The organism is Thauera phenylacetica B4P, from assembly GCF_000310225.1.
In the GTDB taxonomy this organism is placed as follows: Bacteria; Pseudomonadota; Gammaproteobacteria; order Burkholderiales; family Rhodocyclaceae; genus Thauera; species Thauera phenylacetica.
Genome location: NZ_AMXF01000251.1, coordinates 1 through 5658, shown reverse-complemented (window position 1 = coordinate 5658; position 5658 = coordinate 1). Strand labels below are relative to the sequence as shown.

4 protein-coding genes are annotated in these 5658 nt (G+C 71.1%); 1 reads left to right on the top strand and 3 read right to left on the bottom strand.

What is annotated here, in order from left to right; genetic code table 11:
- The coding region (locus tag C667_RS24425; RefSeq protein WP_004378135.1) for an ATP-binding protein at nt 1-2438 on the bottom strand (2438 nt) is incomplete at its 3' end.
- Nucleotides 2439-2748: 310 nt separating this feature from the next.
- On the opposite strand from C667_RS24425, the gene C667_RS19675 reads away from it, so the two are divergent.
- Nucleotides 2749-3849 carry an ABC transporter substrate-binding protein gene (locus C667_RS19675; RefSeq protein WP_004378133.1) on the top strand — a complete coding sequence of 367 codons (1101 nt, stop codon included), beginning with the start codon at nt 2749-2751 and terminating at the stop codon, nt 3847-3849.
- Between the two features lie 51 nt (nt 3850-3900).
- On the opposite strand, the gene C667_RS19670 is transcribed toward C667_RS19675, so the two are convergent.
- Nucleotides 3901-4875: a quinone oxidoreductase family protein gene (locus tag C667_RS19670; RefSeq protein WP_004378131.1), complete on the bottom strand. Its 975-nt coding sequence runs from the start codon at nt 4873-4875 to the stop codon at nt 3901-3903.
- 43 nt (nt 4876-4918) lie between these two features.
- The coding region (locus C667_RS19665; protein WP_004378128.1) for a phospholipase A at nt 4919-5658 on the bottom strand (740 nt) is incomplete at its 5' end.

Genomic DNA, 5658 nt, shown 5'->3' with positions numbered 1-5658 from the left:
CGCTGGTGGGCGCTCGGCACCGCGCCCGTCTTCGGCGCGGGCGGCGTGGCCGGCGTGGCCGGCGTGGCCGGCGCGTGCACGACCGCGAGCGGGAGCCGGATCCAGAAGGTGCTGCCGCGCCCGGGCTGGCTGTCGACGCCGATCTCCCCGCCCATCAGCTTGGCCAGGCGCTTGCTGATCGCGAGCCCGAGCCCGGTGCCGCCGTACCGTCTCGTCACCGAGCCGTCGGCCTGCTCGAAGGCCTTGAAGACACGCGCCTGTTCCGCGGGCTCGATCCCGATCCCCTGGTCGACCACCTCCAGGCGCACTTGCACCACCCCCCGCTCCGCGGCGAGTTGGCGGGCGCGCACGACGACCTCGCCGTGCTCGGAGAACTTCACCGCGTTGGAGAGGAAGTTCACCAGAATCTGGGTGAGGCGCACCGGATCGCCTGCGAGCGTGCACGGCAGCGCCGGGTCGATCTCGCTGCGCAGGCGCAGGCCCTTCTCGCGGGCGCGCTCGCGCACCAGCACCACCGCCCTGTCCACCAGGTCGGGGAGGACGAACTCGACGCGCTCGATCCCGAGCTTGCCGGCCTCGATCTTCGACAGGTCGAGGATATCGTCGATGATGCCGAGCAGGTGATGGGCTGCGCCCTTGATCTTGCCGAGGCGATCGTGGCTGCGCGCGTCGACGCCCTCGCGCAGCAGCAGCTCCGACAGGCCGATGATGGCGTTCATCGGCGTGCGGATCTCGTGGCTCATGTTGGCCAGGAAGGCGCTCTTGGCGCGGCTGGCCGCCTCGGCCTGGTCGCGCGCCTCGGCGAGCGCCGCGGTGCGCTCGCGCACCATGGCCTCGAGGTGGTCGCGATGGCGCTCGAGCTCGGCCTCGACCCGCTTGCGCGCGCCGATGTCGCGCTGCATCGCGAGCGCGTAGGTCTCGCCGCCCCACTCGACCCGGCTGCACGAGACCTCGGCGATGAAGCGGCTGCCGTCCTTGCGTTCCTGCAGGGTTTCGAACAGGTTCTGCAGGCCGTCGGTGCGCTGCAGCATGTCCAGCAGCGCGGCACGCTCGATGCCGCGATCCCAGTCCCACACGTGCAGCCCGCGCGCTTCCTCGCGGGTGTAGCCGAGCATGGCGGCGAACCGGCGGTTGCAGTCGCGCACCGCGCCGCTGCCGTCGATCAGCACCAGGCCATCGCGCATGTTGTCGAAGAGGGCCTCGCGGCGTGCGGTCTCGGCGGTGAGGGCGTCGAGCATGGTGTCGAGCTGCATGCCGAGGCGGCCGACCTCGTCGTCGCGTTCGGGCGCGCCGACGCGGGCGGACAGGTCACCCGCCGCCGCGGCGCTCATGGTGCCCATGATGTGCGTCAGCGGCGCGGTGATGCGGCGCGCCCACCACATGTAGAGCGCGGACAACAGCAGCGCCAGCAGCAGGAAGAGCCCGCCCACCACCGCGAAGATCTGCAGCTTCTCGCGCTGGTAGGGCGCCTCGGGGAAACCCGAGAAGAGCATGCCGATGCGCTCGCCGTCGCCATCGTGGATGGGCGCGTAGCCCGCGATCATGGACTCGCCGAGCACGTCCGCACGCGCCAGCCAGATGTTGCCCTGCTCGAACACATGGGCGACCACCTCGGGCTGCGCGAAGCTCCCCACCGCGCGCTCGCCGCCGGGCAGGCGCAAGGTGGTGGCGACGCGCCGGCTGCCCAGCAGCAGGCTGGTCTGGCCCTCGGTGCCGTCCGGGAGGGTGCCGGCCGGGAAGACGATGTCGCGCATGCGCTCGACGAGGCCCTCGTTGCCGCTCAGCGCGAGCCCTCCGAAAAGGACCAGATCCGGCCCGCCCGCGGCCAACGCGATGGGTGCGGCCACCGTCAGCAGCAGGCCGTGCTCCTCGACGCCGGCGAGGCCGGGGCGGGCCTGCCCCGGCAGGGTGTACACGCGCACCCGTGCAGGCAGGTCCGGATCGATCGCGGCGAGCTGGTTCGGGTCGAGGCGCTCGAAGGCGGCCGCCGCCAGGCCTTGGCGCGCCTGGCGGAGCGCGAAGCTGCGCGGCAGGCGACCGCCGAGCGGCCGCCCCGTGGCGCCGACCAGCACCTCGCCCTCGGCCGTGGCGAGCACGAGGAAATCCAGCCCGGCGGTCTCCGCCCGGCTCGCGAGGATGGCCGCGGTCTCTTCGGCAGGGCCCGCATCGTCGAGCAGGCGTCGCATCGGCCGGGACTCGGCAAGCTGGCCCACGCGCTCCTCGGCCTCGCGGCGCACGTTCTCGAGATAGCGTTCGTTACCGGCGAGGTGGCTCCCGGCGTTGGCGACGACGATGCGCTCGAAGTACGAGCCGCCCCACAACACCAGGACCGCCATGATCAGCGGAAATCCCAGCAGCAGCGGGGTCAGCCCGATCACCAGCAGGCGCGCACGGATCGACCAGCCCGCGCGCGCCGGCGCACGCGCGCGCCGGCTCATCGTTCGCCGCTCCGGCGGGCGTCGACCTGCGCGGCCTGCGCGGCCACGCGGCCTGGCGGGATCGGGGAATGGTGCGGAGGGAAGGGGTCGAAGGCGGTCGGGAAGAGGTCCATCTCTCGATCCAGGCTGGGCAGGCGGGTGCGCCCCGGAGGGGGCGCGGCGACATGTAGGTGTGATATTTCAGACTGAGTCGACAAGATAAAGGCCCTGATCTCTTTGACTTGTGATGTTTTTGGCGTTTCAGATTATATTGCCGATTATAAACTTTCCGCTCCGAACACTGCCCGCACCCCGCCTGCCAAAGCCTCCGATGATCCGCCGCCTCCTCGCCACCGCCCTCGCCGCTCTCGCCCTGCTCGGCTGCCAGCCCCCCGAGCCCATCCGAATCGGCTTCCTCGGCGGGCTGAGCGATCGCGCCTCCGATGTCGGCGAGGCCGGACGCAACGGCGTGCAGCTCGCACTGGAAGAGCGCAACGCCGCGGGCGGCATCCGCGGCCGGCCGCTCGAACTGCTGGTGCGCGACGACGCGCAGACGCGGGAGATCGCCGCGAAGGGCGCGGCGGAGCTGATCGAGGCGAAGGTCGAGGCCATCGTCGGTCCGTTCGCGAGCGCGATGGCGGCGGCGGCGCTGCCGCACATCAACCGCAACCGCGTGGTGATGGTGAGCCCGACCATCGCCTCGATGGATTTCTACGGCAACGACGACTATCTCTTCCGCATCAACCGGACCACCCGCGACAACGCCCACGACTACGCCAGGCGGCTGTTCGCGCAGGGCCAGCGCAGGGTGGCGGTGGCCTACGACCTGCGCAACCGCTCGTTCACCGAATCGTGGTTCAGGGAGTTCGAGTCCGCATTCAGCGGCCTCGGCGGCAAGACCGTCGTCGCGGTGACCTTCGAGTCCCGGCCCGACGCCGACTTCGGCGAGGTGGTGCGCGCGATGCTCGCCGCCGAGCCGGACGGGCTGATGTTCCTCGCCGCGGCGATCGACCTCACCCGGCTGTGCCAGCACGCCACGCTGCAGGCGCCGCAGCTGCCGATCGCGGCGGCGGAGTGGGCGGCGAGCGAGAAACTGATCGAGCTCGGCGGCAAGGCGCTGGAAGGGCTGGTGATCGTGCAGGCCTTCGACCGCGACGACCGCTCGGCGCGCTACCAGGCCTTCCGCAGCGCCTACTTCAAGCGCTTCCAGCGCGAGCCGGGCTACAGCTCGGTGCTGGCCTACGACGCGGCGACCGCGCTCTTCGAAGCGATGGAACAGCGCACGGCCGACGAGACGCTCAAGCAGGCCCTGGTGCGCCACGCCCCCTTCCAGGGGCTGCAGCAGCAGATCGCCTTCGACGCCAACGGCGACACGCCGCGGACGGTGTACTTCACCCGGATCCGCGACGGTCGCTACGTGCTGCTCGACTAGGACAGCGGGCGCCGGGCCGCCTCGCCACCCGGCGCAGCCGCACGGCCGCGATCAGGGCAGCAGCACCGTCGAGCCGGTGGTCTTGCGCGCCTCGAGGTCGCGGTGGGCCTGCGCGGCGTCCGTGAGCGCGTAGCGCTGCAGGACCTCGATCTTCACCTGGCCGCTGCGCACCACCTCGAACAGCGAGGCCGCACGTTCGAGCAGCTCCGCGCGGCTGGCGATGTAGTCGGGCAGGCCGGGACGGGTGACATAGACCGACCCCGCCTTGTGCAGCAGCGCGCAGTCGAAGGGTGCGACCGGGCCGGTGGCGTTGCCGTAGCTCACCATGGTGCCGCGCCGACGCAGGCAGGCCACCGAGTCGAGGAAGGTGTCGCGCCCCACCGAGTCGTAGACCACCGCGACGCCCATACCACCGGTGAGCTCGCGCACGCGCTCGGGGAATTTCTCGCGCGAGTACACGATGACGTGGTCGCAGCCGAGCGCGCGCGCGCGCTGCGCCTTGTCGTCGTTGCCCACGGTGCCGATCACGGTGGCGCCGAGCAGCTTGGCCCACTGCACCAGGATCGAGCCGACCCCGCCCGCCGCCGCATGCACCAGGATGGTCTCGCCCGCCTTCACCGGGTAGGTGGCGTGCAGCAAGTATTGCGCGGTGATGCCCTGCAGCATCATCGCCGCGCCCTGCTCGAAGGAGATGTCGTCCGGCAAGGCCACGAGATGGCGCGCCTCGATGTTGCGCGCCTCGGAATAGGCGTCGAGCGGGCCGCTGGTGTAGGCCACGCGGTCGCCCGCCTTCAGGTCGGCGACGCCCTCGCCCACCGCCTCGACCACCCCCGCCCCCTCCATGCCCAGCCCGGAGGGCAAGGGCAGCGGGTAGAGGCCGCTGCGGTGGTAGGTGTCGATGAAGTTGAGCCCTACCGCGTGGTGGCGAAGGCGCACCTCGCCGGCCGCGGGCGGCGGCAGCTCGACGGCCTCCCACTGCAGCACTTCGGGACCGCCGGTGCGGTGGATTCGGATCGCGTGGGGCATGGGACTCTCCTTGTGATTGTGTGGGTAGGGCGATCGGGGAGGGCTAGCGTACCAGCGAGACGCCGATGCGGTACTGCGCTTCCTTGTTCTCGTCGTACTCGAGCAGGGTCTCGCCGTAGCCCTTGAAGGCCTGCAGATGCACGAAGGCCCCCACTCCGGAAAACACGCTGCGCCGGATGGGGTAGGACAGGTCGTACTGGGTGCCCATCTTGCCCTCGGTGCCGCGCCGGATCAGCGTGGACAACAGCCAGCCGTCGTCGCGGCCGAGGCGCAGGCCAAGCTCGGCGTGGCCGCGGTAGCGCGCGATGTCGGGGTTGTCCTCGCGGTCGAGGTAGGTCCACGCCTTGGGCACGACGCCGAGGTAGGCGCCGGATTCGTCCAGCCGCAGGCGCGCGTCGGCGCGCACGAAGAGCGTGTCGATGCTGCGCGAGGGCATGTCCTCCTTGCCGTTGGACTCGTGCTCGTAGCCGCCGGAGAGGGCGAGCGAGCCGCGCTTGTCGGGGTCGTCGAGGGCGAAGCGATAGAACAGCGAGGGGCGGAAGCTCGAGTCGCGGAAGGGCTTGGACTCGGCCTGCAGGTCCCACAGCGAGGTCTGGGTGAAGCCGAAGTAGAGCCCGCTCGCCACCGGGATGTTCTCCGCCACCACGCCCTGCTCGTCGAAGATGCGGTAGCGGAAGCTGAACTGGAAGCGCGCCGACACCGGATCGCGGCCGCCGATGAGGAAATACATCGGCTCATGGAAACCGAAGCCGGAGGGCTCGACCGGTGTCGCGGCCACCGGGG